This window comes from Actinoplanes sp. NPDC048796, from assembly GCF_040650035.1.
Classification (GTDB): Bacteria; Actinomycetota; Actinomycetes; order Mycobacteriales; family Micromonosporaceae; genus Actinoplanes.
The window spans coordinates 259557-284823 of record NZ_JBEZGO010000010.1; the positions used below are offsets into that span (position 1 = coordinate 259557).

General features: G+C 72.4%; 30 protein-coding genes and 2 pseudogenes. 14 read left to right on the top strand and 18 right to left on the bottom strand.

Annotated elements, in window-relative coordinates; genetic code table 11:
* Positions 1-31: 31 nt before the first annotated feature.
* The 3 genes and pseudogenes from AB0C26_RS34125 to AB0C26_RS34135 form a co-directional block, all read left to right on the top strand.
* A pseudogene (locus tag AB0C26_RS34125) lies at positions 32-232 on the top strand (aminoglycoside phosphotransferase family protein); the annotation flags it as partial.
* Positions 233-691: 459 nt separating this feature from the next.
* On the top strand, positions 692-1138 hold the full coding sequence (locus AB0C26_RS34130) for a hypothetical protein (RefSeq protein WP_360256024.1): 447 nt from the start codon (positions 692-694) through the stop codon (positions 1136-1138).
* A gap of 60 nt (positions 1139-1198) precedes the next feature.
* Entirely contained in the window at positions 1199-2341 is a 1143-nt protein-coding gene (locus tag AB0C26_RS34135) for an alpha/beta fold hydrolase (RefSeq protein ID WP_360256100.1), read from the top strand.
* Here AB0C26_RS34135 and AB0C26_RS34140 read toward each other — a convergent pair.
* Entirely contained in the window at positions 2338-2913 is a 576-nt protein-coding gene (locus AB0C26_RS34140) for a DinB family protein (RefSeq protein WP_360256027.1), read from the bottom strand. The genes AB0C26_RS34135 and AB0C26_RS34140 overlap by 4 nt on opposite strands.
* Before the next feature lie 137 nt (positions 2914-3050).
* Here AB0C26_RS34140 and AB0C26_RS34145 point away from each other — a divergent pair, with 137 nt between their 5' ends.
* Positions 3051-3203 carry a hypothetical protein gene (locus tag AB0C26_RS34145; protein WP_360256029.1) on the top strand — a complete coding sequence of 51 codons (153 nt, stop codon included), beginning with the start codon at positions 3051-3053 and terminating at the stop codon, positions 3201-3203.
* A gap of 46 nt (positions 3204-3249) precedes the next feature.
* Here AB0C26_RS34145 and AB0C26_RS34150 read toward each other — a convergent pair whose 3' ends face one another.
* Entirely contained in the window at positions 3250-4296 is a 1047-nt protein-coding gene (locus tag AB0C26_RS34150; RefSeq protein ID WP_360256032.1) for a hypothetical protein, read from the bottom strand.
* 46 nt (positions 4297-4342) lie between these two features.
* On the opposite strand from AB0C26_RS34150, the gene AB0C26_RS34155 reads away from it, so the two are divergent.
* The gene (locus AB0C26_RS34155) at positions 4343-4810 is read left to right on the top strand and encodes a YfbM family protein (RefSeq protein ID WP_360256102.1); all 468 of its coding nucleotides are present in this window, start codon (positions 4343-4345) and stop codon (positions 4808-4810) included.
* 20 nt (positions 4811-4830) lie between these two features.
* Here the strand turns inward: AB0C26_RS34155 and AB0C26_RS34160 are convergent, their stop codons facing one another.
* Together AB0C26_RS34160 and AB0C26_RS34165 are read right to left on the bottom strand one after the other, a co-directional pair.
* The gene (locus AB0C26_RS34160; RefSeq protein WP_360256034.1) at positions 4831-5298 is read right to left on the bottom strand and encodes a hypothetical protein; all 468 of its coding nucleotides are present in this window, start codon (positions 5296-5298) and stop codon (positions 4831-4833) included.
* Positions 5295-5933: a hypothetical protein gene (locus AB0C26_RS34165; RefSeq protein WP_360256036.1), complete on the bottom strand. Its 639-nt coding sequence runs from the start codon at positions 5931-5933 to the stop codon at positions 5295-5297. The genes AB0C26_RS34160 and AB0C26_RS34165 overlap by 4 nt, the downstream gene beginning before the upstream one ends.
* A gap of 60 nt (positions 5934-5993) precedes the next feature.
* On the opposite strand from AB0C26_RS34165, the gene AB0C26_RS34170 reads away from it, so the two are divergent.
* Positions 5994-6866, top strand: coding sequence for a hypothetical protein (locus tag AB0C26_RS34170; protein WP_360256038.1), 873 nt, complete (start codon positions 5994-5996; stop codon positions 6864-6866).
* A 78-nt stretch (positions 6867-6944) separates the two neighbouring features.
* Entirely contained in the window at positions 6945-7418 is a 474-nt protein-coding gene (locus tag AB0C26_RS34175; protein WP_360256039.1) for an NUDIX hydrolase, read from the top strand.
* 47 nt (positions 7419-7465) lie between these two features.
* On the opposite strand, the gene AB0C26_RS34180 is transcribed toward AB0C26_RS34175, so the two are convergent.
* The 5 genes and pseudogenes from AB0C26_RS34180 to AB0C26_RS34200 form a co-directional block, all read right to left on the bottom strand.
* A complete protein-coding gene (locus AB0C26_RS34180) occupies positions 7466-7873 on the bottom strand; it encodes an RpiB/LacA/LacB family sugar-phosphate isomerase (protein ID WP_360256041.1) in 408 nt (135 codons plus the stop codon).
* 10 nt (positions 7874-7883) lie between these two features.
* The gene (locus AB0C26_RS34185) at positions 7884-9029 is read right to left on the bottom strand and encodes a zinc-binding dehydrogenase (RefSeq protein ID WP_360256044.1); all 1146 of its coding nucleotides are present in this window, start codon (positions 9027-9029) and stop codon (positions 7884-7886) included.
* Positions 9030-9052: 23 nt separating this feature from the next.
* Positions 9053-9190, bottom strand: a pseudogene (locus AB0C26_RS34190) (dehydrogenase); the annotation flags it as partial.
* Positions 9191-9256: 66 nt separating this feature from the next.
* Complete coding sequence (locus AB0C26_RS34195; protein ID WP_360256048.1) at positions 9257-10123, bottom strand: helix-turn-helix transcriptional regulator; 867 nt, start codon at positions 10121-10123, stop codon at positions 9257-9259.
* A gap of 23 nt (positions 10124-10146) precedes the next feature.
* The gene (locus AB0C26_RS34200) at positions 10147-10890 is read right to left on the bottom strand and encodes an SDR family oxidoreductase (RefSeq protein WP_360256104.1); all 744 of its coding nucleotides are present in this window, start codon (positions 10888-10890) and stop codon (positions 10147-10149) included.
* 84 nt (positions 10891-10974) lie between these two features.
* Between AB0C26_RS34200 and AB0C26_RS34205 the strand changes: the two genes are divergently transcribed.
* Complete coding sequence (locus AB0C26_RS34205) at positions 10975-11454, top strand: flavin reductase family protein (protein WP_360256051.1); 480 nt, start codon at positions 10975-10977, stop codon at positions 11452-11454.
* On the opposite strand, the gene AB0C26_RS34210 is transcribed toward AB0C26_RS34205, so the two are convergent.
* A complete protein-coding gene (locus AB0C26_RS34210; RefSeq protein WP_360256054.1) occupies positions 11451-11813 on the bottom strand; it encodes a hypothetical protein in 363 nt (120 codons plus the stop codon). The genes AB0C26_RS34205 and AB0C26_RS34210 overlap by 4 nt on opposite strands.
* A gap of 84 nt (positions 11814-11897) precedes the next feature.
* Between AB0C26_RS34210 and AB0C26_RS34215 the strand changes: the two genes are divergently transcribed.
* Positions 11898-13331, top strand: coding sequence for a hypothetical protein (locus AB0C26_RS34215; RefSeq protein WP_360256057.1), 1434 nt, complete (start codon positions 11898-11900; stop codon positions 13329-13331).
* Positions 13332-13334: 3 nt separating this feature from the next.
* Here AB0C26_RS34215 and AB0C26_RS34220 read toward each other — a convergent pair whose 3' ends face one another.
* Positions 13335-14102, bottom strand: coding sequence for a PIG-L family deacetylase (locus AB0C26_RS34220; protein ID WP_360256059.1), 768 nt, complete (start codon positions 14100-14102; stop codon positions 13335-13337).
* 106 nt (positions 14103-14208) lie between these two features.
* Between AB0C26_RS34220 and AB0C26_RS34225 the strand changes: the two genes are divergently transcribed.
* Both AB0C26_RS34225 and AB0C26_RS34230 read left to right on the top strand, forming a co-directional pair.
* Positions 14209-15378, top strand: coding sequence for a phosphodiester glycosidase family protein (locus AB0C26_RS34225; RefSeq protein WP_360256061.1), 1170 nt, complete (start codon positions 14209-14211; stop codon positions 15376-15378).
* A 70-nt stretch (positions 15379-15448) separates the two neighbouring features.
* Entirely contained in the window at positions 15449-16906 is a 1458-nt protein-coding gene (locus AB0C26_RS34230; protein ID WP_360256063.1) for a GGDEF domain-containing protein, read from the top strand.
* A 207-nt stretch (positions 16907-17113) separates the two neighbouring features.
* Here AB0C26_RS34230 and AB0C26_RS34235 read toward each other — a convergent pair whose 3' ends face one another.
* The 4 genes from AB0C26_RS34235 to AB0C26_RS34250 are packed head-to-tail and all read right to left on the bottom strand — an operon-like array spanning position 17114 to position 20005.
* On the bottom strand, positions 17114-17782 hold the full coding sequence (locus tag AB0C26_RS34235; protein ID WP_360256066.1) for a glycosyltransferase: 669 nt from the start codon (positions 17780-17782) through the stop codon (positions 17114-17116).
* Entirely contained in the window at positions 17779-18384 is a 606-nt protein-coding gene (locus AB0C26_RS34240; RefSeq protein WP_360256069.1) for a class I SAM-dependent methyltransferase, read from the bottom strand. The genes AB0C26_RS34235 and AB0C26_RS34240 overlap by 4 nt, the downstream gene beginning before the upstream one ends.
* The gene (locus AB0C26_RS34245; RefSeq protein WP_360256071.1) at positions 18381-19106 is read right to left on the bottom strand and encodes a PIG-L family deacetylase; all 726 of its coding nucleotides are present in this window, start codon (positions 19104-19106) and stop codon (positions 18381-18383) included. The genes AB0C26_RS34240 and AB0C26_RS34245 overlap by 4 nt, the downstream gene beginning before the upstream one ends.
* Positions 19100-20005 (bottom strand): acyl-CoA dehydrogenase, encoded by a 906-nt coding sequence (locus AB0C26_RS34250; RefSeq protein ID WP_360256073.1) that lies wholly within the window; start codon positions 20003-20005, stop codon positions 19100-19102. Before AB0C26_RS34250 ends, AB0C26_RS34245 begins: the two co-directional genes overlap by 7 nt.
* 101 nt (positions 20006-20106) lie before the next feature.
* Between AB0C26_RS34250 and AB0C26_RS34255 the strand changes: the two genes are divergently transcribed.
* Positions 20107-20469, top strand: a complete 363-nt coding sequence (locus AB0C26_RS34255) for a VOC family protein (RefSeq protein ID WP_360256076.1) — start codon at positions 20107-20109, stop codon at positions 20467-20469.
* Here AB0C26_RS34255 and AB0C26_RS34260 read toward each other — a convergent pair whose 3' ends face one another.
* Genes AB0C26_RS34260 through AB0C26_RS34270 form a run of 3 tightly spaced genes read right to left on the bottom strand, consistent with a single transcriptional unit; the run spans position 20470 to position 23187 of the window.
* Positions 20470-21069: a carboxymuconolactone decarboxylase family protein gene (locus AB0C26_RS34260; protein WP_360256078.1), complete on the bottom strand. Its 600-nt coding sequence runs from the start codon at positions 21067-21069 to the stop codon at positions 20470-20472.
* 10 nt (positions 21070-21079) lie between these two features.
* Positions 21080-22807: a DUF6461 domain-containing protein gene (locus tag AB0C26_RS34265; RefSeq protein WP_360256081.1), complete on the bottom strand. Its 1728-nt coding sequence runs from the start codon at positions 22805-22807 to the stop codon at positions 21080-21082.
* Positions 22804-23187 carry a DUF6220 domain-containing protein gene (locus tag AB0C26_RS34270; RefSeq protein WP_360256083.1) on the bottom strand — a complete coding sequence of 128 codons (384 nt, stop codon included), beginning with the start codon at positions 23185-23187 and terminating at the stop codon, positions 22804-22806. The genes AB0C26_RS34265 and AB0C26_RS34270 overlap by 4 nt, the downstream gene beginning before the upstream one ends.
* Before the next feature lie 58 nt (positions 23188-23245).
* On the opposite strand from AB0C26_RS34270, the gene sigJ reads away from it, so the two are divergent.
* Both sigJ and AB0C26_RS34280 read left to right on the top strand, forming a co-directional pair.
* Positions 23246-24100 (top strand): RNA polymerase sigma factor SigJ, encoded by an 855-nt coding sequence (gene sigJ / locus AB0C26_RS34275; protein ID WP_360256085.1) that lies wholly within the window; start codon positions 23246-23248, stop codon positions 24098-24100.
* A 21-nt stretch (positions 24101-24121) separates the two neighbouring features.
* On the top strand, positions 24122-25048 hold the full coding sequence (locus AB0C26_RS34280; protein ID WP_360256087.1) for a cyclase family protein: 927 nt from the start codon (positions 24122-24124) through the stop codon (positions 25046-25048).
* Positions 25049-25267: the final 219 nt, after the last annotated feature.

Here is a 25267-nt window from a genome sequence, read left to right on the forward strand (position 1 = left end):
GCCCCGGCCCGGAATCCGATGGAAAACAACGGTGAACGAGGAAGTTCTCCCGGGCGGCAACACCGTCGGCGCGACCCGCGTCGGTGACGCGGTCCACAAGCGAGCATCGCCGTGGACGGCGACCGTGCACGCGCTGCTGCGCCACTTGGAAAGCGTGGGCTTCGAGGGTGCCCCACGGGCCCTCGGCTTCGACGGCGAGGGCCGCGAAATCCTCGGGTACCTGCCCGGCGAGGTGATCGGCGGCCGGGTTCCGTGGCCGGCCTGGGGACGCCGACCGCTCACGCCGCCTGCACCTCCTGCTGGACGCCTACGGCTACGAGGGCGACCGCTCATCCTTCGGCGCCGTCATCGTCACCCGGACCCGCCGCCAGTCCGCGGTCATGCGCCAGCTGGCCGACTCCGGCGACCCGGCGGCGATCGCCCTCCTCCCTGTCGCCGCCAACCTGGAACAGTCGGCCCAGGAAACCGAAAACCTCCCGCCCGGGTTCTGGACGTGAGACTTCTCGTCGCGCAGCGGATCCGAGCTGGGCGGGAACCGAACGGGTTCGGCCGAATGGGCGGCGGGCGAGCGCTGAACGTCAGAGGCGAGTAGCGCGGGCGGAGTGGGCCGCCGGTCGTTGGGCCGATTCATGCCAGCAAGCGGAACGTTAGCGTCGGGCCGGACGGGATCGTCTGACAGTTCGGAGGCGCGGTGGCATTCGGAGCCAAAGGACTCGCCGGGGGCGGCGTGGTGGTGGTCGCGGCGGCCGCCGTCGTGGGGTGGGGGCTTCTGCGCGACGACCACGTGACCGCCGGCAAGCCGGTCGCGGTCCCGAGCGTGGCGGCCAGCGCGGCGCCGCTCGACAGTGCCCATGCGACGGCGTTGTCGAAGCAACTGACCTCCGGTGACGAAGCGCAACTCCGCCGCGCGCTGGCCGTGCCGCCGGGACAGGCGCTGGAACCGGCCGCGGCCGGGCAGCTGGCCTCGCTGGGGTCCATCACATTCGACCTCGGCAGCTTTCGCTATCTCGACGGGAGGACCGCCCGGGTACGGGGACGGGTCGCCACGCCGCCCGCCGGTACCGATGCGGAATGGACGTTCACGCTGGCCCATCTCGGGCCGCAGTGGATGCTCGTGGACGGGCGGCCGGCCGCATGAGGATCCGGGGCGCGCTGACGGGGCACCGGCCGGGAACTCGAGAAGCGCACCGGGAAGCGCATCCAGCCGTTCTACTTCGACTACGGCGACAACAGCACCACCTGGGCGGCCGACCGGCTCGTGGCCGGCTGCCTGGCCGAGTACATTGCCGCGGTCTCCGAGGCGTACGGCAAGAAGAGTGGTGGTGACCGCAAGGTCATTCTGGTCGGGCATTCGATGGGCGGACTGGCGTCGCTGTACGCCGCCCAGAACGACCGGGTGCGGGATCGCGTCGGCGGTCTGGTCACGTTCGATACCCCGTACCTCGGAAGCCCGTTCGGTAATACCGCCGTGGCCAAGGTCTGGCAGCAGGTGCGACTGAACAGCGAAAGCTGCACCATCACGAACGACGCGATGCTGCGGATCGCCGCCCCCACCCTCGTCGGCCCGCTGGCCGGTGCCATCGCCGAGCTGAAGTTCGACGAAAACGCGCTGGACGGGCTGATCGAAGGCACGATGACCCCGGCGCTGGCCGTCTATCTCGGTGTCGCCACGCTGACCGCCGGGTGCGGCCACATCAAGGTCACCGAGCACGGGCCGGCGCTGGATCACGCGGCCGCCGCCCTCAAGCAATACCTCGGCCGGCTGGCGCCGGGCACGACGGTCCGCGACCTGACGCCGGTGACGGCCGGCGGCGAGGTGGCCCCGGGATGGAGCGTCGTGGACGACACGAACGCGGGCGGCGTCGACTGTAGCTACAACATCGCCAGCCCGGTCGCGAAGAAGGGCGACATCTACTTCTGCAGCCCCAGCGCGGCGATGGCCGACGCCCGCTGGGTGGAGACCGGGCGAGCTTCGATGCTGTGCCTGAGCGATCCGATGAGCCGAAGGGTGGTGCGATACCGGATGGAGGGCGCAACCGGCGGCGCGGCGTCACCGACCGGACCGGCGGAACACAGCGGCACGCCGGCTCCCCTCCGCCTCGACCTCGACAACGGGGCGAAGTGCCGGATCCGTAACGGCGGCAGCTGGGGCGTTCAGGAGGAGAACCCGGACCTCGTCGGCTTCCACAGCTGCGACGGCGGTCTGGTGGTGTGGGCCGGCCGGAGCAGCCGGACCGGGATCAACCAGTCCGGCAAGTCCTGGACGGTCCGCACGGGCAAGGAGACCGGCGGCCTGACGACCCGCGAGGTTCGGGTGGCCTACTACGTGGCGACCGCCTAACGCTGGAAGGTCTGCGCGGCCTTCTCCAGGCGGTCGCGGTAGCCGGGCCACCAGTCGCGCTCGGCCGGTGGGAGGTTGGACAGGCCCTCGCGGACGCCGGCCGCGCCGTCGATGAGCTCGCGGACGATGTCGGCGTGGCCGGCGTGGCGGTGGGTCTCGGCGGTCACGTGGACCAGGATCTGGTGCAGGGTCACCGGCTCGTCGCCCCACCACGAGACCCGGCCGGGGCCGTCGACCGGCAGGGCGGCGATGGTCTCGTCGGAGTGTGCCCACACCCGGCGGTACAGGGCGATGATGGCCTCCCGGGACTCCTCCGGGGTGGCCCACATGTCGGCGTTCCACTCGGCGTCCGGGTCCATCCACGGCATCGGCTCGGCGAACGGGCGGCCGAACGTCTCGCCGAAGTAGCCGCCCTCGACGCCGGCCATGTGCTTGACCAGGCCGAGCAGGTTGGTGCCGGTCGACACCAGGGGGCGCCGGGCGTCGTACTCGGAAAGGCCGTCGAGCTTCCACACCAGCGCCTCGCGGGCCTGTTGGAGGTAGCGGTGCAGGGTGGCGATCAAGGGATCCATGGTGGACAGAATGCCCTACTCGGGCGTCCGGTACGGTCCCCGGCCCGGTTCCGACCGCACCGAACTGGTTCTTTCGACGATGCACCATCGTCCGAAATGCCGATCTAGCCGATCATCAAGGCGCGGAGACTTGCCCGATGCGCCGCACACCGCGCCACTCCGACCGCGAGTGGCCGGGCCAGCCCAGGCCCCGGCTGTGGGACCGCCTGACCTCGTGGGAGCGCGCCCTGGTGATCGTGACAGTCCTTCTGCTCCTGTCAGCGGGCTGCATGGCCGCCCTGGGAGATTAGCCCGTTCCGCGGCTTCTGCGCCGGGCGACCAGGACCCCGACCGCGGCTAGCCCGTTCCGCGGCTTCTGCGCCGGGCGATCAGGACCCCGACCGCGGTTAGGGCCAGGACCGCGCCGGTGATCACGATGCCGACCGGCACGCGGGCGGACGATTCTGAGACCGGAGCCGCCGCCGTCGCTGGTGCGGAATTCACGGCTTGAGTCGACGGGGACGCCGAAGCCGGCGCGGGCTCCGAGGCAGGTGCCGGATTTGTCAGCCGATAGCGCAGAATCTCGGGTTTAGCGCCCTCCGAGATCGTCAGCAGGGCATCGCCGTCACGGCTGTAGGCGATCGATTCGCCCTGCGGCTCGTCCGGCAACGCCGTCTGGCGAGGCTCTCCCCCGGTGATCGCCGCGACCACGTCCCCGTCGCGTACGTCGAATTCGAACGCGTCGGCGTACGTCCTCAGAACCGCCCTCGTCCCGTCCCGGCTCACCGCCCCTCCGGTGATCACCAGTCGCCCGGCCAGCGAGAACGGATTGCTCGTCGTGGTCATCGGCAGCCGGACGTCGCCGGCCCGCTTCAGCGCCGTCGTCTTCTTCAGCGGCCCCGCCGGCACGTACGCCCCCGCCCCCAGCGGCGTTTTGGTCACGATGACCGGCGTACCGTCCGGGCTGAGCAGCAACGCCTCCGCGTCGTGGGCCCCGTCCGGATATCTCAGGCGGAAAAGCTCGGGTTTACGCCCACCCGGCGCCAGCCGCCACAGACCGACAGTCTCCCGTACGGCCGAATTGTCCCCGATGTCGGCCACCCACACCGTGCCGTCCGCGCCCAGCGCCAGGTCTTCGGTGTCCCGAGGGCGCGACGGATACGCGACCGTCCGCACCACCTTGCAGCGCCCGTCCAGGAAGAAGATCCGCCGCCCGGCCGGATCGTCGGCCCCGTCGTTGACGACCACGAAACCGTTCTCGGTGGTCGCCATCCCCGAGATCTCGTTGAGCCGGCCGTCCCCGACCCGGCACACCCGCTCGGGCGCCGCCGCCGCGTACGCCGGACCGGCCATCGCCGCCACCAGCACCGCCGTCACCGCCACCGTTCCGGAAAGGCGTCTCACCGCTGACCCCGTATCCCCCCGCTGCCTGTACCTTCTCCGCGTGGGAATGATATTCGTAGGCCGCCGCCTGCCGAACGACGAAGTCGAGGCCGTCCTGGACGACCCCGAGGCCATAGACGCTTTGCTGTACGGCGACGGCCCCGGCCAGATCGACCTCGACAAGTCCTGGCACGCCCTGCATTTCCTGCTCACCGGCACCACCTGGGACATCACCGAGGGCGCCGGCTCGGCCCTTCTCGGCGGCACGGTGGTCGGCGACGACAACGGCTACGGCCCACCGCGCCTCCTGCGCCCCGCCGAGGTCCGGGCGGTCGCCGACGCTCTGACCCCCATCACCCCCGACATTCTGCGCGCCCGCTGGAATCCCAAGGCGCTGTCCGAGGCCGAGATCTACCCCGACGCCTGGGACCCCACCGACTTCGGCCACTACCTGGAGCCCAACTTCACCACCCTGCGCGACTTCTACCGGGCCGCCGCCGCCGAGAACCAGGCCGTCCTGATCGCCATCACCTGACCGCCTCGACCCATGCGTCGTCAGCCCGGCCCTCGACGACGAGTCGGCAGGCGTTCCACCGCGCTGGCCGGGACGGTGGCGACCAGGTAGTCCTCGGCCAGGTCGGACTGGATGGCGATGGTCGGCGCCCGGCTGACGTACCGGACGGTGAATGTCGTCTCCCGGAGCCGCGTCCCGTCGTACCCGGCCAAGCTCTCCGGCAGTTCGCCCACCAGCCGCACCTCGTCGCCCGGCCGGAGCGGGGCGTCCTGCGCGACCTCGCGGCGCTGCACGGCCGTGATCTCGCGAATCAGGGCCTCGAGCGCCTCCGTGTCGGCGCCGTAGTGAACCAGCAGACCCGCCTCACCGAAAACCGTCTCGGATTCGGCTCGGCTGAGGTCCGCCAGCGCCTCCGCCGCCGCCTCGGCCAGCCCGGGCGACGCGGCGACCTGCTCCGCCAGGGCCTGCAGCAGCCGGGCGATGACATTCTCCGCCGTGTGCTCGTTCACGACCACATCCGCCACTTCCGGCCGGCGGCCCCCGGCCATTCGCGGAGGCGGGCGGCCAGCGTGCCGCCGAAGGCGACGGTCCACTCGTGGGAGGCGTACGCGATCCAGTCGTGGTACTGGTCGGTCCAGACGCCCTCGGCGCCCGTGTAGACAGGGGCGAAGTCGTCGTCCACCTCGACCAGGCAGTCGACGTCGCCGGCCTCGCGGAGCTCGATCACGCGCGTACGGCCGAGCTCCCGGAGAACCCGGCGGACCTCGGCGGCGCCTTCCCCGTCCCACATCGACTCGTCGAGCACGAGCACGTCCGGCGGCACGCCGGCGCCGAGCATGGGGTGCCAGACGCCCGCGTCGCTCACGCCCCAGCGGCGCCGCACCTCCGTACGCCAAGCCTCTGATTCCTCCGCGGTGAGGACCCGCCGGTACGGAAGCGGCGCGGCGGTCAGATCTGGTTGGGCCAGCCAGTGGCGGACCTCGGCGACGAAGAGCTCGTCGGGGAAGGCGAGCAGGGTGGCGGCCAGGGTATCGGCCGGCGGGAGGTCGTCCGGGTCGAGGCGCTCGATCTCCACCAGGAGCTTGCCGGCCTGGCGCCGCATCAGGTAGCGGCGCGCCCGCCGGTACAGCGTCGTCGGGTCCATCGGCGCATTGTGCCTGGGTGCGGGTATCTTCGACCCGGCCGGGGTGTGGGGAGGGCTGGGATGAGGACGGCGACGCGGCGGTTCGCGCTGTGGCGGACGGACATCGACGAAGGCGTCTGCGCGGCGCCCGAGGAGTGTGTCCGTGAGCTGCGGGACCGCGAGACCGTCACGGTCGTGATGGAGCACCGCCAGCTCGGGACCACGGCCGTGCGGGCCGAGTTCACGTCGACGCTGCGGCAGGACGTCGAGTGGGAGTTCACCGGCATCTCCTGGCCGCCCGACGTGCGCCCGGGCGTGCTGGTCACGGTCACCTGGCACAAGGCCAAGGACGCCGTCGTCGTACGGACCGCGCCGCTGGACGAACCGGTGCGGGTCGACGGCGTCGACTACTTCCACGAGTACGACCCGAAGGTGGTGACGCGCGAGTTCGATCCGGGCAAATCCAACCGCGGTCACGTTCTCAACGCCGTACGGCGTCAGGGCCGTGTCTTCGAGGACGGCAGCGCCGTCCTGCCCGAGGAGCGGGTCAGTTCCCTGAGCGGGCTGGGCCGCGGCGCGAAGGCCGCCTTCCTGCTGCGCAACGCCGTCGACCAGCTGATCCGGGAGGGCTTCCTGACCCGCGTCGAGGGCAGCGTCGACTCGTCCGGCTACCCGTCCTACCCGCCGGCCGACGGCCAGAAGACGGCCGACATGCTGTTCTACGCCCCGCTGGTCGAGCCGATCGAGTTCGCCGACGAGGACGGCGAGCACGGCGACGGCGCCGAGCGCCGGGACCATTGGGTACGCGGTTTCGTGCGCCGCCTGCCGCCCGGCGCCCACCCGTCGGAGAAGCAGCTGAGCGCCCACGAGCAGGCCGTGGAGAACGCCCAGATCGGCGCGGGCGAGCTGGCCCCCGGCTACACCTTCGTCAAGCGTCACCATCGAAACGGCTGAGGTTCCAGTACGCCGGGAGCGCCGTCCCGCACAGCGCACAGGTGAAGTCGCCGTGCCGGTAGCCGATACGTTGACCCGGTGACTTCCACCGACTACACCGCCACGTTGCCGCGCAAGCGCATGGGGGCCGCCGCCCTCCTGACCGACGCCGCCGGCCGGGTCCTGCTGGTCGAGCCCACCTACAAGCCGTACTGGGAAATCCCGGGCGGAGTCGTGGAGGCGGACGAGTCCCCGCACGCGGCCGTGGCGCGCGAGCTGGCCGAGGAGCTGGCCCTGACCCTGAAACCGGGCCGCCTGCTGGTCACCGACTGGGTGCCACCCCGCGAGGGCCGCACCGAAGGCGTGATGCTCGTCTTCGACGGCGGCACCCTCACCGAGGACCAGGCCACCCGGATCCGCGTACCACCCGAGGAGTTGCACGGCTGGGCCTGGTCGACGGAGCGCGAGGCCGAGGAACGCCTCTCCGGCCTGCTGGCCCGCCGCATCGTGGCCGCCCTCCGAGCCCGCGCAGCCGAAACAGCCGTCTACCTCGAGAACGGCTATGTGGTCTGAGAATCGGCCGCCGGGTTGGAGTCACGCCACCGCCGGCGCGGTAAGCATCAACCGAGCCGTTTGATGTTCTCGGCCTCGTCCGGGTCGGGGGTGGGCTCGGCCAGGAAAGCGCGCAGGACCTCGACGGCCACGTCGGGGGCCAGGCGTTTCAGGCTCATGGCCAGGACGTTGGCGTCGTTCCAGAGGCGGGCGCCCCGGGCCACCCACGGGTCCCAGGCCAGGGCGGCCCGGACGCCGGGGACCTTGTTGGCGGCGATGGCCGTGCCCGTGCCGGTCCAGCACATCACGACGCCGTAGTCGGCTCGGCCCTCGACGACGTCCGATCCGACGGCCCGGCCCAGTTGCGGCCAGGTCGCGAAGGACGGGCGTACCACCTCGTGGCCGTCGTCGGTCAGGGCCTGGAGCACCGCCCGGGTCGTGTCGTTCTCGTCGTCGCTGCCGAAGGACACCCGCATGGCTGTCAGCCTATTGCAGCCACGGGTCGACCAGGATCTTCGCGTGCCGGCCGGCCCGGCCCAGCTCGTCGAAGGCGTCCGCCACGCCGTCGAGGCCGACCACGCCGGTCAGCAGGGGGCGCGGGTCCAGTTTGCGGCGGGCGACCAGGTGCAGGGTGGCGCGGAACTCGGCCGGGTCGTAGCAGAACGAGAAGCGCAGGTCGATCTCCTTGTTGCTGGCCATCGTGGGGCGGAACGTGTCCGGTTGCATGCACACGCCGACCACCACCACCCGGGATCGGAACGGGGCCCGGGTCACGATCTCCTCGATGACGCCGGGCACGCCGACGCACTCGAAGACGACCGCGCCGCGCGGGCCGGCGCCCAGGCGCTGGGCCGCGCTCAGAGCCGACCACCAGGGAAGACCCGGCACGGTACGCAGGGCGTGCAGCGCGTCCAAACCGGTGCCGTACAGTTCCGGCGCCGATGTGACCGGCCCGGTGCCGAGCATGCTCCACGGGGATTCCAGGGCCGGGTCGACCACGACGTCGGCGCCGCACGACCACGCGAGTTCCCGCCGGCCGGCCGAGTAGTCGCTGGCCACGACGTGGCGTACACCCAAAGCTTTGAGCATCAGGATGACCGCCAGGCCGATGGGACCGCAGCCGATGACCACCGCGGTGTCACGCCGGGACACCTGGCCCCGGCGGACCGCGTGGTAGGCCACGGCCAGCGGCTCGGTCAGCGCGGCCAGGTCCGCCGGCAGGCCCGCCGGCACCGGCATGGCGGCGTCCTCAGCGACGAGCATGTACTCCGCGTACGCGCCCGGGGCCCGAGTCGACAGACCGATCATGTGGATGTCGTCGCCGTGCCGGATCAGCGGCAGGGCGACGACCGCCTGGCCCGGGCGCCAGCGCCGCCGGCAGCCCGGACCGTAGGCGTCGACGGCGCCGGTGAACTCGTGACCCATGACGACCCGCTGCTTGGCGCGCATGAAGTCGGGGTAGCCGACCTCGGCCGCCACGTCGGCGCTCACGTCCGGGTCGACCCGGACGTGCAGGTCGGAACCGCAGATGCCGGCCCGGGTGACGCGCAACCGGATCTGGCCCGGCCCGGGCGCCGGACGGGGAACGTCGGCGACGTCGAGCTCACCCTCGTGCAAGACCACCGCTCTCATGCGTTCCATCGTCATGCATCACTTCACCACGACACCACCCCCGCGCCGCCGAAGAACGCGCCGGCCGGGCCGCCGTCGGGCGGGGCCGCCAGCCGCAGGGCGGTCGCCGCGCCCCGCTCGGGCGTGCGCTGGCCGCGGAAGCCGTTGAGGCCGGTCGCCACGTTCGGGCCCCGGCCCGGGGTCCGCGACCACGCTCAGCAGCCGCTCCCGCGCCCTGGCCATCCTGATCAGAACCGCGACCCGCCGCCGAGCCCGGCGACACGCTCGATGAGCTCGACCGTCTGCCGCTGGTCGAGACAACTGGTGACGAGCCGGGCGAAGGTGTCCCGGCACTGCGCCACCTCGGCCGCTTGCCGTACGAACCGATGCGTGCCCCGATACTGCTCGATGTAGACGACGTCCAGGTCGGGTGCCCCGGAGAATTCCAGGATCGCCATGGAGGTGCCCAGCAGGGCGTGCTCGCCGGCGTCGAAAGGCCGGATCCGGACGTCCACGGTCGGCAGCCGCGACATGGCGACCAGATGGTGCAGCTGCTCGGTCATCACGGTCCCGTCACCGATTCTCCGATGAATCACCGACTCGTCCATCACCGCGAACAGGGTGAGCGGGCGTGCCCCGGTCAACCGCCTCTGGCGGCCGAGACGAAGCGAGACCGCGCGGTCGGCCCGAGCCGGCTGACTGTCGTACACCAGGGAGAACAGCGCCCGCATGTACGCCTCGGTCTGCAGTAGCCCCGGCACAGCCACCGGCTCCCAGTTGTGCATCACCGACGCGTCGGCTTCGAGCTGGACGAACGGGTGGGCCCGCACGATGTCGCGATACTCCCACCACCACGCCCGCTCCCGTGGCGACCGGGCGAGCTGCATCAAAGACTCGCGGTACTCCCGGTCCTCCACGCCGTAGAGGGCGAGGAGGTCCTTGACATCGCGGGCCGTCACCGCAACCCGCGCGGCCTCGATGCGGGTCACCTTGGCCGCGTGCCACTCGAACTCGCGCGAGACCTGCTCCTGGGTCAGCCCGGCGGCCTCGCGGCAGCGCCTGAGCTCCGCGCCGAGGCGGCGACGGCGAACCGTGGATCCCTCTTCGGCAGACACCAGCCCATCGTGCCAGCAGGGCCTCAGCTGGGGAACGGGCCGCGTACGGTCACTCCGCCGTCGACGGCGAGGGTCTGGCCGGTGACGTAGGAGGCGGCCGGGGAGGCCAGGTAGACGGCGGCCGCGGCGGCGTCGGCCGGGGCGCCCAGGCGGCGCATGGGGATTTCCGGCACGTCCTCCGCCGCCTGGTTCGTGTTCGCGACGGCGGTCGCGAACGCGCCGCACGCGACGATGTTCATGCGGATGCCGTCGGCGGCGTACTCGGCCGCCACCGTTCGGGCGAGGCTGGCCAGTCCGGCCTTGGCGGCGCCGTACGCGGCCTGTTCGGGGGCGGCCATGATGCCGGCCACCGAGCCGACGCTGACGATCGAGCCGCCGCCGCCCTGGGCCAGGAAGGCGCGGATCGCGGCGCGGGCCGCCCGGGCGACGTAGCGCAGGTTCATCTCGTACGCCACATCCCAGTCCTCGTCGGTCATCTCGTGCAGCTTGACCGCGGGCACGAACGCCACCTGACCCCCGACCACCGTGACGAGGGTGTCCAGGCGGCCGAACGAGGAGACCGTACGCGCCACGAAATCGTCGACGTCGGAGCGGGAGCGCACGTCGCCGCTGAGCGCGAGACCCCGGTCGCCGAGCTCGGCCGCCGCCTCCCCGGCGCGGGCGGCGTCGATGTCGGCGACCGCGACCGAGGCCCCCGCGGCACCGAAGGCCCGCGTGATCGCCCGGCCTATGCCCGTCCCTCCGCCGCCGATGACCAGCGCTTTCATGCCGTCCAAGGGCGCCATTGACTTCAACCCCACTTCAGGTTTTAACGTTGCTGCGGCGGTGGCACGGACAACAAAGGAAACACTGTGACAGCGGAGCAGTTCAAGGCGGCCTTCCGGCGCTATCCGACCGGGGTCGCGGTCATCTCCGCCATCGGGCCGTCCGGGCCGGTCGGGCTGACCGCCTCGAGTGTGGCCTCCGTGTCGGTGGATCCGCCGGCCCTGTCGTTCTCGGCCATGGGTACCAGGTCGGCCCACGCCCTCCTCGAGGCCGAGAGCTTCGTCGTCAACCTGCTCGGGCCCGAGAGCGCCGAGGTGGCGCGGCATTTCGCCAGCAGCGGCGGCCCGCGGTTCACCGAGGAGCAGGGCTGGACCTTTCTGCCCACGGGCGAGCCGGCGCTGCGCCACGCCCTGGCCTCGCTGCGGGCGACGCCCCTGCACCGCCTCCCGGTCGGGGATTCGACAGTCGTCGTCGCGTCCGTGCACGAGGTCTTCCTCGGGCCGGTCGGCGGGCGGCTCGTCTACCACGACCGGCAATTCATCGCGGCCGAGGCCACGCCGGCCTAGGTACGGGCCAGCCACCGGCCGGCGAAGGCGACCGCCACCGAGCCGGCGGCCAGGCCCACGGCGACGAGGATCGCGCCGACCAGCCAGAGGCCGGATTCGTCGGAGGTGGCCGCCTTCGCCGACCAGGCGGCGGTGAACACCACCGTCATCACCGCCGCCACCATCAGCGGGTGGGCCCACCGGGCGGCGACCGCCGCGAGAACGATGAGGGTCAGTACGCATCCGGCGACCTGCCACCACGCGTACGGCCCGCTCACCGACTCGGTCGACGGGTCGGTCACGTAGCCGCTCTCCCAACCGAGCCAGGCCGCCCAGGCGGCGAGGGTGAGCACGGCGACGACGAACGGGGTTTTCCACATGCCCGTCATCCTTTCGCCATCGAGGCGGGCCGGTCCTGAGTACGCGGGCTCAACCATTCCGCTGATCGGTGGCAGTCTGTCGGAATGGATTTCGACTCCGGCGCCGGCCTGCTGCACCGCCTCACTTCGTACCAGCCCGACCGCGAATGGGACGCCCCGGTCGACGACCGCCGGGTCCGTCACGACCTCACCCCGAACGATCCGGAGACCTTCCCACCGCCTTACAAGACGTACGGGCCGGGCCTGCCCACTGTCGAGCTTCCCCGCGACCTGCCCGCCTCCGGCGTCCCGGCCACGGCCGTCCTGTCCGGCGCGGCTTCCCCGCCCCAGGCGCTCGACGCCGCGCAGCTCGGCCGCATCCTGTTCCTGGGCGCCGGTGTCGTGCGGACCTCCGTGCGCAACGGCCGCCGTTTCGTGTTCCGCGCCGCCGGCTCGGCCGGCGCCCGTTTCCCGCTCGAGCTGTACGTCTCCGCGCGCGGCGTCGCCGGCGTTCCGGACGGCGTGCACTGGTACGACCCGATGGCCCACGCCCTGCTGCAGATCGCCCCGCCGGCCGGCGGCGACGCCACCACCCTGATCGTCACCGGTGTCCCGTGGCGCACCGGCTGGCGCTACGCCGAGCGCGGCTTCCGGCACGTCTACTGGGACGCCGGGACCCTGCTGGCCCAGCTGGACGCCGCGACCGCCTCGGCCGGCCTGGAACCGCGCCTGCGCACGCTGTTCCCCGACACCCGGGTCGGCGAGCTGGTCGGCGCCGACGGCACCCACGAGTTCCCGGTGGCCCTGCTGACTTTCGGCGACGGTACGCCGGCGGTCGCCCCGACCGGCCCGGCCACTGCCGGCGAGCTCCCGCCGGTCGAGTTCCCCCTGGTGACCGCGGCCCAGCACGCCGGCGACCGGGACACCCTGGGCGCGCCCTGGCCGGCGGCCGTCACGGTCGGCACCCACCCGGGCGAGCAGACGCTGGACGAGGTGATCCGCCGGCGCGGCTCGCAGCGCCGCATGGACCGCACGAAAACGGTGCCCCGCGCCGACCTGGAGTGGGCCATGTCCGCGGCCACCCGCGGCGTCGACGTGCCGCACTGGGTGGTGGCGCACGGCGTCGACGGCCTGGCCCCCGGCCTCTACCGGTGGCCCGGCCTCACGCCGGTCGTCACGGGCGACCTTCGCGGCGAGCTCGAACGGGTCTGCCTCGGCCAGTCGCTGGCGGCCGAGGCCGCGTACGTGGTCATCGCCGCCCGGCCCGGCGACGCGCTGGACGACCGGTCCTACCGGGCGGCCCAGCTCGCCTCCGGCCTCGTCGAGGGCCGGCTGCACCTGGCCGCCTACGCCACCGGCGCGACCGCCACCGGCATGACCTTCCTCGACTCGGAGGTGCCCGCCCTGCTGCACGAGCCCGGCGATCTGGTCACCCTGCTGTTCACCTGCGTGGGCATCGGCGAGTACAAGTCCCGTCCCGGCGGCGCCCCGGGCGCTCCGGTCGAGGTCCGTACGGTCGTTCCCCGGATCGTGGAATGACGGTCAGCAGGCGCACTGCCAGCGGGCGGTCGTGAGGTCCCACCAGCACGACGGGCACGGGGTGTGCCCCGAGTTCGGGGGCACCCACGCGACGAAGGACTCCTCGCGCACCCACTCGGTGTACCGGTCGACGCCCATGGCACCGATGAGGGCCGCCGTCTGCGTCCCCTGGGCGGCCAGCGCCCGCACCTTGCGGCGCACCGTCGCGTCGTCCAGCACCAGGTCCACGGTGAGGGCGCCGTCCGGCACCACGACGGGGTAGCCCGGTTCGAAGATGCCCAGGCCGTCGTTCAGCGGCGCCCAGCGCCGGTGCCAGCGCTCGCCGACCGCGCTGCGCAGCAGCCGGGCGCCGGGGGCGGCCGCCCGGGCGAACGCGGCGGCCGTCCACCGGGCGACCGCGCGGTGGTCGGCGTGGCCGGTGTTGCCGTCGAGTCCGAAGGTGACGACCGTGTCGGGGCGGATCTCGCCGATCAGGGCGGCCAGCTTCGCGACCGCCTCGGCGGCCGGGACGTCCGCGCAGCCGCCGTCGGGACAGCCGAGCCAGTGGTGCTCGGTGACACCGAGGATCCGCAGGCAGCGCGCCAGCTCCGTGGCCCGTTCGGCGGCCAGGCGCGCAGGCGGCCACCGCCGCGGGTCACTCGTGCCGTGCTCGCCCCGCGTGGCGGTCACGCAGACCACCCGGTCGCCGCGCTGGGCGGCCAGCGCCATCAATCCACCCGATAGATATGCTTCGTCGTCCGGGTGGGCCCAAATTCCCAGCAGTGTGTTCATGCCGGCCAGCCTCGGGCCGCCCGCTTGCGGTGCGCTTGCCGGAGACTTGCCGGGTCTTCATCGGTTGGTCAGGTGGATGTCGGATCTGGTGCGCAGGATATCGATCATGATTCCTGGTTTGGTCGCGGGCGTGTTGGTGGCGGCGCTGGTCCCGGCCGGTCACCCGGCCCCTCCCGCCCCTTCGCTCCCGCTCGGCGACTCCGGGCTGGCCGAGACGCGTACGGCGCGGACGCTCGAGCGCGGTGTGACGCTCACCCGGATCGTGCGCGGCACCGAGCCGGCGGCCGCCGGCGACATCAACACCACCACCAAGGGCCCGTGGCGGGTCAACGTCCTGACCATCGACCCGGACCGGGCGCGGGGGCACCTCAAGGCGACGTACGGCGCCGATCTGTCCCGCACCGAGACGGTCACCGACCTGGTCGCCGCCGAGGACGCGGTGGCCGGCGTCAACGCCTCGTTCTTCACGTTCACGGCGAGCCGGCTCTACCCGGGCACGCCGGTGGGATTGGGGGTGTACGGGGGCCGGCTGCTCAGTGAGCCGACCACCGACGGGACCGAGGCCGACCTCGTCATCGACTCGCGCCGCAACACCTTCGCGGTGGGCCGATTGTCGTACGAGGGAACCGTCGTCAACCCGCGCACCAAGGCGTCCCTGCCGATCGCGCAGATCAACGACCCGTCGCCCGCCGTCGCCGAGTTCACGCCGGAATTCGGCGCGCGCACGCCGTCCGGTGACGGCACGGAGGTCGTGCTCGACAAGCGGGGTTGCGTCGTACGCGTCGCCGCCACCCGCGGAACCGCCCTGGCCAAGGGCCAGACGTCGGTGCAGGCCGCCGGCGAGCAGGCGGCGGCGCTGACCGCGCTGGCCAAGGGATGCCTGACCGTGAAGCACCGGGTGACCGACGCTTCCGGGCGCCGGGTGGCCCTCGAACCCGGGACGTACGCCGTGAACGGGCGTTACCGCCTGGTCGAGAAGGGCGCCGTCGTGGTGCCGGACGGCACCGGCAGCTTCTTCGACCGCAACCCGCGCACCATCGCCGGCACCAACCGGCGGGGCGACCTGGTGCTGGCCACCATCGACGGCCGGATGGCCACCAGCGTGGGCACGACGATGGACGAGACGGCCGAGGTGGCCAAGGCGCTCGGGCTGCGCGACGCCATCAACCTCGACGGCGGCGGCTCGACCACGATGGTCGCCGACGGCGCCGTGGTGAACACCCCCAGCGGCGGGTCGCAGCGCCCGGTCGGCGACGCGCTGGTCTGGGACCACTGAGGGATCCTCAAGTCGGCTCCGCCACTACCGATGCTGGGCAGGTCGGTGGTGGCGGATCCGTGAGGGGACCATGAGGAACTGGAAGGCCGCGTATCTGAGCCTGGGTCTCCTGTACGTGGTGGTGCTCGCCCTCTCGGTGAGCGCGCTGTTCAGCGGACACCAGCATTACGACCAGGTGGCCGAGGCCGCCCGTAGCGTCTTCGGCCTGATCGGGCTGATCGCGGCCGTCCAGGCCTCGCGCACCGCGGGGCCGGCGTGGCGGGCGGTGGCGCTGAGCTTCCTGGTGCTGGTGGCCTCGCCCGTGTTCGCCCTCGCCGGCACGACGATGATGGACGATGTGACGCACGTGGCGTTCGTCGTCTCGCTGCTGCTGGCGCTGCAACTGTTCCCGCTGCCGGCGACGTCACGCCGCGAGCGCTGGAAGACCGCGCTCGACGCCTCGGTGGTGCTGGTCGGCGGCTGCATGCTGCTCTGGTACTTCTCGTTCGGCGCCTACATCTCCCAGCACGGCTTCTCCGGCGGCGTCATCGTGCCGGCCGCGGTGTACCCGATCGCCGACCTGGCGCTGCTGTTCAGCGTGGCCCGGGTGCTGCTGCGCGGCACGCTCGGCTCCACGCCGCGAGCGCTGCGCATGCTGACGGCCGGCGCGCTCGTGCTGTTCGCGGGCGACGCGGTCCACGGCTACCTGCGCAGCCACGAGCTGATCGACACGCACTCGCCGTGGCAGTTCATCTGCTGGCTGACCGCCGACGCCCTGCTGGCGGCGGCCGCGGTGGAGCAGAGCCGCGGCGCTGAGGAGCGGCGCGAATACCGGCGGAGGTTCCGGGTCGCGCGCTACATGCCGTTCGCCGCGATCGCCGTCGCCAACGGCCTGATGCTGACGGCCGCGGCCCGGTCCGGATCGTTGTGGCCGTGGGGCGGCCTGGCCCTGGGCGGCACCCTCATCAGCGTGATCGTGCTGGTCCGCCAGACCCTGGTGCAGCGGGAGAGCGACGAGCGGGCGGTCACCGACGGCCTGACCGGCCTGGCCAACCGGGTACCGTTCCGGGCCACCTCGAACCGCGCCCTGGACCGCGACGCCCGAACCGGCAAGCACAGCGCCGTCATGGTGATCGACCTGAACGACTTCAAGGCCATCAACGACACCCTCGGCCACAAGTCCGGCGACCTGGTGCTGGTCGAGTTCGCCCGCGTCCTGCGCGCCTGCGTCCCCGACTGGGGCCTGCCCTGCCGCCTCGGCGGCGACGAGTTCTCAGTGGTCCTGCCCGGCCTGGACTTCCCCGAGCAGGCGTACGACGTGGCCGGCCGCATCGCCTCGTCCCTGGCCCCGGTCATCATCGACGGCAAGCTGATCCCGCTGCGGGCCAGCATCGGCATCGCGGTCTCGGCCCCCGGCGAACTGACCCACGACGTCATCGTGCACCGAGCCGACCTGGCCATGTACAGGGCCAAGGCCCTCGGCCCGGAGACCCGCTGGGCGGTCTGGCAGGAGCACTTCGAACAGGAGAACGCCCCCACCGCGGCCTGATACGCCGGCTGGGACGGCGCCGCCGACGCTGTCGTCCCGACCACTCCGGCTCCTACCGCCACCATGGCCAGAACCCCCGTATACGCCCACAGCCGGATCGCCTTCCTGCCCGAACAAGTTCCTGCTGTCTTCTCTCGTGTCGAGAGGTGAAACCAGGCGGCATTGAACCAGTACACCTCTGCTCGGTGCGGAACAGGCGACCAGCGGCTATGTCGGCTGGAGGCCGGCGGCCAAGGTTGCCAGGTGGGCTGAGAAACCGTGCGGGGCGCGGGCGATGGGGCGGGCGCTGGTCGTCACCGGGCAGGCGGGGTCGGTTGCTATGTGGGCACCGGCGGCTTGGAAACGGGCGATCAGCTCGCGGTCCTCGTTGACGGGGACGGGCGGGAAGCCGCCGGTCTCGGCGTAGGTGATGGCGGCGAAGCCCAGGTTGGCGCCGTGCACGTGGGGCTGGGTGGCCCGTCCGTAGGCGGTCTCGTAGACGGTGCGCAACGTTTCCGGCCAGCGGCCCCAATCGTCGACGCGGACCGTGCCCAGCAGCAGGTCGGCGCCGGCTCGGGCGTGCGTCAGCTGCCAGTTCAGCCAGCGGCATGGTACCCGGCTGTCGGCGTCTGTAGTGGCCAGCCACAGGCCGTCGGTTCCGGCTCTCATGGCGTACGCGGCGCCGGCCGCCCGGGCCGCGCCGACGTTGCGCGCGTTCGTGGTGAGCACGTGGGCTCCGGCCGTCCGGGCCGCCGCGGCGGTGCCGTCGGCGCAGGCGTCGGCCACCACGATGAGTTCGGCCGGGACCGGGGACGGGCACGCCCGCAGCGCCCGCAGGCAGGCCGGCAGCAGGGACTCCTCGTTGTGCGCCGGCACGATCACCGCGAGGCGCTTCACGCCAGGCCCTCGCGCTGGGCCACCGATCGGGCCTCGGTGGTGCGGGAGAAGACTTCGAGCAGGAAGTCGGCCTCCTCCAGCCGGGACAGGCGCGCCAGTTCGGGCCGGGCGGCGAGGGCCCGGTGCACGTCGTCGCCGGAGCGGGCGTGTTCCTCGACCGGCCAGCGCCAGTGCACGGCTATCAGGTCACCGCCGGGTTCGAGCGAGTCCACCGCCCGGGTCAGCAGCGTGTCCAGGTCGGCGTCGTCGAAGTAGTAGCCGAGTTCCGACAGCACGATCAGGTCGAACGTCCCGCCCGGCCACTCCGCGGGGATGGTCGCGCGCTCCACCGTCACTCCGGGCGCCCCGGCCAGTCTCTCGGCGGCCGTCGTCACGGCGCTCTCGACCGCGTCGACGGCCAGCAGCTTGTCGCATCGCGGGGCCAGCCGGGCGGTCAGCCGGCCGGTGGAGCATCCGGGCTCGAAAGCCGACCGGTACCGGCGGGCGGGGGCGATCGCGACGGTCAGGGCGTGCTTGCGGGCGTCGTACCAGCGCGACTCGAAACTCCAGGGGTCGGCGTCGGCCGCGTACATCTGCTCGAAGTAGTTGATGGGTGTCGTCATGTCAGCACCACTTCGAACGGGCGCGCGAACCGCGCGAGAACGTGCGGGGGCAGGATGGCCGTGTCGGCCGGATCCGGCCCGAGTGGGCGGATCTGGCTCGGAAAAGCCTCGACGGCGGCCTGTTTGGCGGCCAGGACCTCAGGACTCAGCGGTACGCGGCGAGCCCGCTCCCACGGCACACGGGTGTCGCCCGGCGCGGCCCAGTGCCAGGTCCAGATCGGATACTCGAGCAGCCGGGCACCGGTCCGGGCGCAGGCTTCGGCCGCGGCCCGGCCCACCGCCTCGTGGTCGGGATGACCGTCGCCGCGCCAGGTGGCCAGGCACCACTGGTCCTTCCGGAGCAGCCGGGTCAGTGTGTCGGTGAGGGCCGCTTCGCCGACCTCGCCGTCGGGATGCCCGAGCCGTACGACCGGTGACGTGCCGAGTCCCAGCCGCTTCATCGCTTCCGCGGTCTCGTTCCGGCGGATCCCGGCCAGCCGCTCCCGGGTATGGACGGTCGAATCCGGGTGGGACGCCTCCCCGTCGGTGACGGCGACCAGGGTGACGTCGCCGAGCGTTGCCATGAGCCCGGCCACACCCAGGATCTCGTCGTCCGGATGGGGCGCCACCACGAGCGGCGGAAGCGGCCCCGGCTCCCCGGTGAGCACCGGCCATTCGTTCATCGCCGTCCAGCCGCGCCAGGTCGCCTCGGCTGTCCCCGCCCCGCTGATCTCGGTCACCACGGCTTGCCGCTTCCGGACAACAGGGCCGCGCCGAGCTGTTCGAGATCCTTCTCGGCGTGGCTCTGGCGGAGGTAGACGGTCAGGTCGGCCACGCGGCGGGCGTGCGCCTCGTCCCGGCCGAGCGGGCCCGCGCCCAGCGCGCGGCCCACACGGTCGAGGACTTCGGTGGCGGCGGCCTCGACGGTCGCCCGGGCCCTCAGCGCCAAGCGGTGCGCGTTGCCCGCCGGGTCGGCGTCGATCTGAGCGGCGGCCCCGGCCAGGACCGCGCGGGCCGCGCCCAGGGCCACGTCGACGGCGCCGAGATGGGCCAGGCCGTGCGGGCCGAGGTCGGTGGCGGCGAGCAGGCGGTCGGCCACGCCGACGGCACCGCCGTACCAGCAGGCCGCCACCCCGACGCCGCCGTGCCAGAAACCCGGACGGTCCACATATCGGCCGGGTTCTCCCACGGGCCGGGCGGGGGCGGTGTCGAAGCGAACGGTGCGGCTGTCGCTGCCGGCCATCCCGATCGCGGGCCACGTTCCGTCGACCGGCACCGCGTGCGGGGGCTCGTTCCGCACCGCGAACAGCCGGATCCCGTCCTCGGCGGCGGCCGTCACCAGTGCGTCGGTGCACCACGCGGCCCCGGAACACCACGGGCGCTCACCGGTCAGGCGCCAGCCTCCGGAGGTGCGCTCAGCCCGTACGGACGAAGGCGCCGCCGCCCAGACGCCCCACCTCTCGCCGGACGGGGTTTCGGGCTTTTCCAGGTCGCCCAGCTCGACGCGGATGGCGACGGCGTCGGCGTGGCCCTCACCGAGGCGGGCCTTGACCAGATCCTCGCGGCCGAGCTCGGCCAGAAGGCGGAAGCGTTCAGCTGTGGCACCGTGCCCGGGTAGCGGCAGATCAGGGGGGATGATCATGAGCGGGCATTACCCCGGCCGGCCGAACTCAACCAACCGCTGGGCCTGGCACGACTGTCACCCGGGCGGAAACTGTCGTACCCCCGCCCTACGGTGAGGGCATGGACTGGAAAATCGAGCTCGTCCCCGTGCCGGTGACCGATGTCGACCGGGCCAAGGAATTCTACGTGCGGGTCGGCTTCAACGCCGACCATGACCAGCGGGTCAGCGACAGCCTGCGGTTCGTCCAGCTGACCCCGCCGGGCTCGGCCTGCTCGATCTGCGTGGGCGAGGGCATCACCGACAAGACACCCGGCACCCAGGAGATCCAGATCGTCGTCCCCGACGCCGACGCGGCCCACAAACACCTCGTCGAGGTGGGCGTGGAGTGCACCGACGTCGATCCGCAGCCGTGGGGCCGGTTCGTGCACTTCAAGGACCCCGACGGCAACAGCTGGGCGCTGCAGGAGCTGCCGCCCCGCTGATCAGGTCAGATATCCCCTCTCGGCGAGGAAGCCGGCGTGCCGCTCGTAGTGCGCCGGCTCCCCGGGCGCCAGCGTGCCCAGCCCGTCCACATAGCGGTTGAACATGCTGAACGCCGCCGCGATCAACACCGTGTCGTGGACCGTCCGGTCGTCGGCCCCGGCCGCCCGGGCCCGTTCCACGTCGTCGCCGGTGACGGCCCGCCCGCTGACACGCACCTTGTCCGCCAGCGCGAGCAACGCCTCCATCAGCTCCCCGCCGCCACCGCCGTCCGCGCCGCCGCCGCCCACGCCACCCCCGCCTGCGCCGTCCGCGCCTTCACTGTCCGCGCCTTCACTGTCCGCGCCTTCACTGTCCGCGCCTTCACCGTCCGCGGCGGCGCCGGCCAAGCGGCGGGCCACGGCGCCGTGCGTCTCGGCGCAGAAGGTGCAGTCGTTGCCGCGGGAGACGTGGGCGGCGATGGTCTCGCGCTGGGCCGGGGTCAGCGGGGACGGCCCCCGCAACAGCGTCTCGGCCAGCCCGTTCAGCGCCCCGGCGGTCTCCGGGTAGGCGGCCAGCAGGCCCACCATGCCCGGAAGCGGGGGCAGTTCGATGTGCGGCACGCGGCCACCCTCATTCCTCGATGCGATATCCAGAGCCCGATGCGAACACACGGGTCACGTCGGCGGCGGTGATCCCCCGGCCGGTGAAGCGTTCCACAGCCGCCAGACCCTTCTCCGTGCGGTATCCCCGCTCAGCGAAGTCGATGCCGGCCAGGGCCTCGGTCACCGCGGGCGGCGTCTGTTCGCCGCCGAACGGCTCGAAGGCGGCCAGCAGCTCGCCACGCTCGGCGAACGACAGCCGCGTCATGGCGTTGACGTTCCAGAACATGCTCGCCGCCCGCCCACCGGCCGACGCGGCGCGCAGCACGCCGGGGTCAGCTCCTCGGTAGCCGTTGTCCTCGACCAGGACGACGGCGTCACCGGCGTCGAACGCCGCCACCCACGGATCCACCGACCGCCGCAGGGACAGGTCGCGCTCGATGACGTCGATCGGTTCCGGCCGGTCCGGGTCGGCGCCGAACGCGCGCAGCGCCGCGGCCATCGTCGCCCCGGTCACGACGGTGACCGTGGCCGCCACGGCCAGGCGGCTGCGGCGCACCCAGCGGTAGGCGTGCTCGGGGCGGGCCTCGCGGGCCGGCCCGGTTTCGCCGCGGAGCCGGTATCCGAGCTCGTCGGTGCGCTTGTGCACGGTCTGCGGAGCCGGCGGGGCGGCCCAGACCACGAGTTTGTACCGCTCGAACTCGGTGTCGCCGCTGTCCCGGTCGACGGCGTGGACCCGTACCCGGTAGTCGCCCGGCCACGGCGGCGTCTGGTGGCGCAGTCGCCCACCGACGGTGCCGTCGGGCGAGACGATCGAGGCTTGGCCCTCGGCCGCGTGCCAGCTGAGCTCGACGACCTCCTCCCAGCCGTCCTCCACCTCGGCCGGAGCTTCGGCCAGCACCGCCAACTCGACGCGAAGGTGCCCGTCGGCGACGCCGGTGCGCACGACCACCCCGCCGTCCGCGGCCACGGCCAGCCCGTTGCCGGAGAAGTCGCCGACAGCGGGAAACGCCCCCTCGACCATCCCGAACCGGTGTCCCGCCACCGTCACCGAGCCGAACATGTGGCGCGGCAAGAGGTATCCGGCCCTCACCTTCTCGAGCAGCGCCGCCGCGTACGCCTCAGGCATCGGAATCTCCCGCAGCACCGGAACCGCCGCACCCAGCGCCAGCCCGACCACGGCCGCGGGCCTCGACACGAGGCCCGGCGGGTCGGCCTGGTGAACGACGGCCCCGGCCACCGCGACGGCCAGACCGGTGTGGACGGCCCCGTGCCGCCTCGCGATGGCGGCCTCGGTCTGAGCACCGGCCGCGTCCATCAGGGGCGCGACGGCCGGGTGCGTTCTGAGCGTTCGCACCAGGTCGGTCACGCGGGCGCTCAGGCCCGGCCGGAGGCGTTCCAGCAGGGTGGCCGCGGTGACCGCCTCGCTGTCGGCGCCGCCGGACGCCACGAAGGCGAAGCGGGCTTCCACGGGCTTGGGCAGGTAGCCCGTGGAGGCGGCGGTCCAGTCGTGGCGGGCGATCGCCCGTTCGAGGGCACCCAGCAGCCGTTCCGGCGGGAGCGGGCCAAGAACCCGCAGCGTGCCCACCACTTCGGGCTCCGCGTGGTGCCGCGGGTGGGGCGGCCTCGCACTCTCCTCGGCGGGCGCGGCCAGGCGGCCCAGCAGCAGAGCGGTCGGCTCCGGAACCCGTTCGGCGAACGTCGGCATGGCGCGGGCGACGAAGGCGGCCAGATCGTCGATCGGCAATACGTCGGTCATCGGGGAGCGACGCTATCGGACTTACGCCCCGCGTGGGGAGTTCCGCGCGGCGCCGCACTCTTCAGCAGCCACCCTGAGGAGGCGAGGATCGCCAGCCCGTTGAGCCCGTGCAGCGCCGTCCACAATCCGCCGATCTCGGCAATCACCACCTGCAACGAGTCCAGCCCCACGACGAGCAGGGACACCCACACGAGCCGCGCCGGCAGACGCCCCGCCGCGGCCACGATCGCCATGATCAGTGGTACGAAGAAGATGACGTACCCCATGGCGTGGTGCAGCCGGTACGAGCTCGCGTGGAACCCCCCGGTGGTGGCGAACACGAACTGAGCGATGACGATCAGCAGAAGCGCCGCCGCAAGGAAAGTGAAAGTCTTCCGCATGCCTACTCGACGACGCAGCCTCCGCGATTGTGCCGTGCGTCGGGTAGACATGGCGAACATGAGCGCGATCACCGTCGAGCGCCGTCAACTGCTCACCCTGGCCTACCGCATGACCGGCTCCCTGGCCGATGCCGAGGATGTGGTCCAGGAGACGTACGCCCGGTGGTATGCGCTCACCCACCCCCAGCGGGACGCCATCGACAACCCCGCCGCTTGGCTCACCACTGTGGCCAGCCGCGTCTGCCTGGACCTGCTGGGTTCGGCCCGCTCCCGCCGCGAACGCTATGTGGGCGCCTGGATCCCCGAGCCGCTGCCCGCCGGATACGCGGACCTTTCCGACCGGGTCACCCAGGACGAGTCCCTCACCATGGCCTTCCTGATCGTCCTGGACGCCATGACCCCCGCCGAGCGCGTGGCGTTCCTCCTCCACGACGTCTTCGGTTACCCGTTCGCCGAGATAGCTACAGTCCTCGGCCGTACGCCGGTGGCCTGCCGCAAACTCGCCTCATCAGCCCGCCGTCGCGTCGGCGAATCCCGGGTGCCCCGCACACCGCCGTCCGGTCAGGCCCGCGTGGTCCGCGCCTTCAAGCAGGCGTGGGAGGCGAAGGACATCGGCGCCCTGATCGCCCTGCTCGACCCGGACGCCGTCGTGACCGCGGACGGCGGCGGCCAGGTCAGCACGGTGCGGCATCCGCTGCACGGCCGCGACCAGATCGCCCGGCACGCCGCCAGTCTGTTCCGCGTCATGCCCGGCATGGACATCCTGGAACGCACGGTGAACGGCCACCCCGGCCTCGTGGTCCAGCTTTCCGGCGTCACCGTGACGGTCCTGGCCTTCGAACTGGCCCCGAGCGGGATCACCCGGGTCTGGGCGATCCGCAACCCGGCCAAGCTTGGTGCCTGGACGGCGTAGAACCCGTCGTACGCTGCTGGAATGACGATCCCCCTCGGCTACTTCGAGACGCTGTCGAACTGGGGCCGTTGGGGCGCCGACGACCAGCTGGGCACCCTCAACCACATCACCGACGGCGTCCGCCTGGCCGCCGCCCGGTCCGTCCGCCACGGCCGGAGCGTGTCCTGCGCCTGGGAGATCACCACCCCCGGCGACATGGAACGGTCGACGACCACCATTCCGTACGCCGTCGACATGCCCGGCGCCGAGAACATGCCGGCCCGGTTCCACAGCGACCGCCGCTGGGGCTTCACCAACGAGCGGCTGGCCGTCACCTACCACGGCAATACAGTCACCCACTTGGACGCCCCGAGCCATCTCTTCTGGGACGGCCGGCTCTACAACGGCCGCCCCCACTCGGCGGTGGACCCCGACACCGGCGCGGCGTGGGCAGCAGTGACAGCGGCCGCCGACGGCATCGTCACGCACGGCGTCCTCCTCGACATCGCGGCGGTCCGCGGCGTCCCATGGCTGGAACCGGGCGAGGGCGCTTTCCCCGCCGACCTGGAGCAGGCCGAACGCCGCCAGGGCGTACAGGTGCGCCCCGGCGACGCCGTGCTCCTGCGAACCGGTTACGGCCGAGCCCGCCGCGAGACCGGCGACAACGCCGGCTTCACCCAAGCCGGCTGGCACGCTTCCTGCTTGCCTTGGCTGTACGAACGGGAGGTCGCCCTGATCGGCGCGGACACTCCACAGGACGTCCAGCCCTCCGGTTACGGGGACATCCTCATGCCGGTCCACGCCGTGGGCCTGGTCGCCATGGGCCTGTGGCTCCTCGACAACTGCGACCTGGAGGCCTGCGCCACAACCGCGGCCGTCCTCAACCAGTGGGACTTCCACCTGACCGTGGCCCCGCTCCGCCTGGCCGCCACATCGGGCAGCCCAGCAAACCCCATCGCCACTTTCTGATCACGGAGCAGCCCTCACCATCCAGCCGCCCTGCGCTCCTTCGGGCACCGAGCCGCACACGACCCTTCTACCCCGACCGTCTTTCAAAAAGGGCGCGGAAATGACAGTAGGCCCACCCGATCCCGGGTGGGCCTACTGTTTCACGTTGAGTCCGGCGGCGTCCTACTCTCCCACACCCTCCCGAGTGCAGTACCATCGGCGCTGGAGGGCTTAGCTTCC